This window comes from Methanocalculus sp., from assembly GCF_029762515.1.
Taxonomy (GTDB): domain Archaea; phylum Halobacteriota; class Methanomicrobia; order Methanomicrobiales; family Methanocorpusculaceae; genus Methanocalculus.
This window is the reverse complement of record NZ_JARVGN010000205.1, coordinates 1-4052: the sequence shown is the minus strand read 5'-3', so window position 1 is coordinate 4052 and position 4052 is coordinate 1. Positions and strand designations below refer to the sequence as shown.

The window sequence follows — 4052 nt, the reverse complement described above, 5'->3', positions numbered from 1 at the left end:
AGTTGGGGTAGTTCGGTCCACGGAACTCGCCGATACAGCCTTCATCAGGCCGGACAGACATGGTGTTTGCTGAACCGCACTGGTCCTGCAGGTCGTAGCCGAAGAATCCGAGACGTGACCATCCCTCTTTGTGCATGAGCATCGAGAGGTACCAGCCGTTCAGACCAGCGTTTGAGTGACCGGTTGCAATTGAGGTCGAGAGACCGCAGGCTGCTGCCATGACACCTGCACGCTGGGAACCGCCGAAGTGGTCTTCCATCATGGTCGGGTACTGTTCGTACTGCTCCATTGCATTGAGGTTAACCTCGGTTGCAATGTCGTTGACGACTTCCTGGGTTGGCTTGACTTTGTCCTTTGGATTCGGGTTCTGCCAGTCGACCTTGTACTTGTCTTTGATGTAGTCCATACCGTAGTAAGTGAACTCATCGAGGATGTTGTCGGTGTATGCTGCTGTTGCATACTGGGTGAATCCGACACCACCGGACATGTAGGAGCCGAGCCAGATCTGGTCGAAGAGCATTGTTCCAGCACCGACAACCTCAAGGGATGCCTTTGCGGGGTCATTTGGATACTTCCGGTCTGCCTGGATCATGTCGGCAAAGTTGCCAAAGAGGATACCACCTGGCTCGTTTGGACCACGGGCACGGCGGGCTGGCAGGTGTGAGGACATCTGGATGACACCAGCGTGCTTTGCTGCATAGGAGAGGTCAGCGACTGCTGCTTCGCCTGCGCACATCCGGTATGCACCGATGAAGGACATACCGATCTGCATGGCGGACCACCGGGAGGTTGTTCCACCATCACAGGTGCGGGAGACTGTTGTCGGGATGTGGACACACTGCCACATGGACTTGCCGACTGCGCCCATCAGGGTTTCTGCCTGCTTCTTCGGGAAGAGCTTCTCGACATTGATTAAGAACTGTGGTTCGATGTCGTCTGCAAGCTCGGAGTCTCCGGTGAAGACCTTGACGTAACAGTCGTCGGTGAGTGCAGGGTGGGTCTCGACCATGTGCTCCTGAACAACGGCTGCTCCGGGCATTGCGTGGTTGACAACGTGGAGGTATTCGTTGATCGTCTCTGGTGTAACTTCCTTGCCAAGACGCTTCTGGAGGGTCTGGTGGGCAAGGTCCATGTTGACGATAACGGTTCTCCTGATGTCGTCCCAGAACTGCTGCATGGCAGCGTTGTTGACGAAGTGGAGGTCGTCACCCTCAACGAAGGTGCCGGTTCCTGAGACCTCGTAGGTCATCAGCTGGCGCTGACCCATCGGGATACCACCAAGGTGGCACCGTGCGGGGTCATACATGTCAATGCCACGCTCTTTGACGATCTTTGCGTTCTCAGCCATGAACTCCTTCTTACGGGGAGACTGGTTCAGGCCGTCAAATGCATAGAACTTGGCTTTCTGGGATTCTACATCCTGTCCCGGGAACTTCTCCTTCAGTGCCTTCAGGAAGAGTTTCTGTGCTCTCTCAATTTTTGCCATCTTTTATCACTCCTTGGGCATGTATCCGTATTTTGTTCTCAGGCTGTGGATGCGCTGGATGTACTCGACGTACTCTGCGTCATTCCTGTAGGGGTTCCCGCCGAGGACGTGGAAGATGGTCGTGTTATCGCCGAGCCATTTCTCGTCCATGGGCTTGCCGACTGCGACTTTCTTGTCGAGCGGGACACCGATCTGGTCTTTGACGTACTTGACGATGCCGTCTTTGTCGAGGACGCACCTCTGAAGCATGTCAAACATCATGCCGTCCTCTGCGAGACGGAGCGAGTGTCCGTGCACAGTTGCGCCACGGATACCGACACGTGCCGGGTCGAAGAGGTTCGTGTTGATTAAGTCCTTTGAGATCTGCTCAAGGTCACGCTCACGGCACTCAACGATCTGACGGCCGGAGAGCGTACCTGGGTCAATACCACGGTACCGGTACATCTCGGTGTAGGTCCTCTGGTATGGCTGTGAGGGTGCGTTCAGCATTGAGTCTGCGAACTGGATATACCGGACGCGGTCTCCTGCCTTTGCTCCCTCTGTTGGGGCGACGATCTTTCTGATCGGGCAGTCCGGCTCACCCTGCTCTGCGAGTGGCGGGTGTGCGGTTGGATATGCCTGGCCTGGTGCACGGTGTCCGAGGATAAGAACAACGTCCTCATCGGTTACATCGCGAATCTTCTCGAGTTTTACTGCCGGGTTCATCTGCTTTCGCCGGTTTTCGGCGACCTTGGAGGTTCCCGGGCCATACTGTGGTTTGTATGCCATAAATTAATTCACCTCTGTGAAGGATTTCTCCTTCATTGTTCGTAATACTTCACGGATGACATCTGCCAGCTTCTCCCGTGTCGGTGTCTGCCCACGAGTTACTCCGCTCACAATTGCAACAACGGTTCCTTTTGTCCGGATTGCATCTGCGGGGGGCATCACATAGGCGGTCTTTACTCCTTCCCGTGCGAGATCCTCGTAATCGATCGGCGCCTGTGAGACGACGACCGCTTTCGTGTCGCATGATTCAAGTATGCTTCTGACTTTATGAACAACGTGCGATCGAACATTGCCATGGTGAAGGACTGCGACTTTATGCCGTTCGATCTGTTCGATCTCACGGTAATTCAAGCCGAAATTTGCACCGATGGCCGCTCCGCCTGCGTTTCCTGCATCAGCGGGGATGCCGCTGCCCGCGTTCAACACCAGGGTACTTACGCTGTATTCGACCCCCTGCTGCCTGAGTGCTGACGTGATATCGCAGATCGGCTTTGTCACATGCCTCCGTCCGGGAGACATTGCCACCACGATGACGTCCGGGTACCGGCATTCGGAGATCGTCCCGCGTTGTGCGAGCGATCCTCCTTTGCCCATCCCCATGGACTGGCGGCAGTCGACGACCTGTGTCACACGTCCTATTGGCATGTTACTTGTTCCCCTGCAGGATGATCGGTCGGGTTTTGCTCTTTGGGTCAACTATGCCCAGGATACGTTCGTCTTCGACGATACCGTACTTTGCATAATCGGTCATGGTCATACTGGAGCGCATGAATCTGCCCTCCTGGAGAGTGAATGGGAAGTTCGTAAGAACCGTCTCGCATGCTTTTCTGATCTCCGGTATTGGTGTTTCATCCTCAAGTTCGATGAGGATTGTTCCAACCTGTACCTGGAGTTTAATCGTCTCACCCATCACCTCGATCTCCCGCCTCTGGGCAACCACATTGGGGGTGCCCCGGGCAGGCCCATACGGGACGATCTCTGGTACACGGGGTCCGTTTAAAACGATCCGTCGGATACCGGTGGTTGAGAGGATCTTATTTATGAGAGTCTCTGCGGTATCCGGGGTGAGGAAACGTGCGGGAACGATTCGTATCTGGGGGTAGCTGGTTTCTGCCATTTGAATCCTTGATTACAGACTGGTTTATACAGCCTTTGCAATTGCCTGGATTGGCTTTGCAAACTCATCGATCTGGCCGAAGGTGTCCTGGTAGATCTTCGATGTTGACTCTGGCGAGAACATCTGGGTTCCTGCATCAAGTGCACAGGCGGCAACGATACAGGGGATACCGACACCGGCTGCGTGCCTGGTGACAACGTGGTTTCCATTGAAGATACCTGGACCTCCACCACCGTAGATCGAGTGGCTGAAGAAGGAGAAACCGACTGCAACACCCATTACACGACCGTAGTCACAGCCTGGGAGACCGGTTTCGTGCTCAAGCAGGTCGTTGAAGTACAGGAGTGTTGAAGAGACTGCCTGTGCGAAACGGCCGGCACCACAGTTGACCATGGTTGCGGCGAGGGTACCTGCTGCTGCATATGCATTCCAGAGCATCGGGTCCTTCGTGTCATAGAACTGGAAGTATCCGCCTTTCTTGCCTGGTGCGATGACCTTGTCTTCGATTGCACGCTCAACAAGCGACTGGACGACGGTACCGACGGTTCCGGTCTGGCCGTTCTTCTTGACGAGGTCGTAGACGAGGTTGTTTGCATTCAGTCCCTGGTAGGCGTAGAGGAGCATCTGTGCACGCTCGAACGGACCGATTGCGGCTCCCATCTCGAACTCTCCTGCCTGCTC

General features: G+C 55.1%; 4 protein-coding genes and 1 pseudogene. All 5 read right to left on the bottom strand.

Features of this window, described 5'->3' with window-relative positions:
- Positions 1–1486: coenzyme-B sulfoethylthiotransferase subunit alpha (gene mcrA / locus QCH34_RS08060; RefSeq protein ID WP_300332665.1), on the bottom strand; the 1486-nt coding region annotated here is incomplete at its 3' end.
- Positions 1487–1492: 6 nt separating this feature from the next.
- On the bottom strand, positions 1493–2254 hold the full coding sequence (mcrG, locus tag QCH34_RS08055) for a coenzyme-B sulfoethylthiotransferase subunit gamma (RefSeq protein ID WP_300332663.1): 762 nt from the start codon (positions 2252–2254) through the stop codon (positions 1493–1495).
- 3 nt (positions 2255–2257) lie between these two features.
- The gene (gene mcrC, locus QCH34_RS08050; protein ID WP_300332662.1) at positions 2258–2899 is read right to left on the bottom strand and encodes a methyl-coenzyme M reductase I operon protein C; all 642 of its coding nucleotides are present in this window, start codon (positions 2897–2899) and stop codon (positions 2258–2260) included.
- Position 2900: 1 nt separating this feature from the next.
- Positions 2901–3371, bottom strand: a complete 471-nt coding sequence (gene mcrD, locus QCH34_RS08045; protein ID WP_300332659.1) for a methyl-coenzyme M reductase operon protein D — start codon at positions 3369–3371, stop codon at positions 2901–2903.
- 24 nt (positions 3372–3395) lie between these two features.
- Positions 3396–4052 (bottom strand): annotated as a pseudogene (locus QCH34_RS08040) (methyl-coenzyme M reductase subunit beta); the annotation flags it as partial.

Excerpts from the sequence above, each read along its gene's own strand:
- mcrD (WP_300332659.1), bottom strand. The coding sequence starts at position 3,371 with ATGGCAGAAACCAGCTACCCCCAGATACGAATCGTTCCCGCACGTTTC.
- mcrC (WP_300332662.1), bottom strand. The coding sequence starts at position 2,899 with ATGCCAATAGGACGTGTGACACAGGTCGTCGACTGCCGCCAGTCCATG.
- mcrG (WP_300332663.1), bottom strand. The coding sequence starts at position 2,254 with ATGGCATACAAACCACAGTATGGCCCGGGAACCTCCAAGGTCGCCGAA.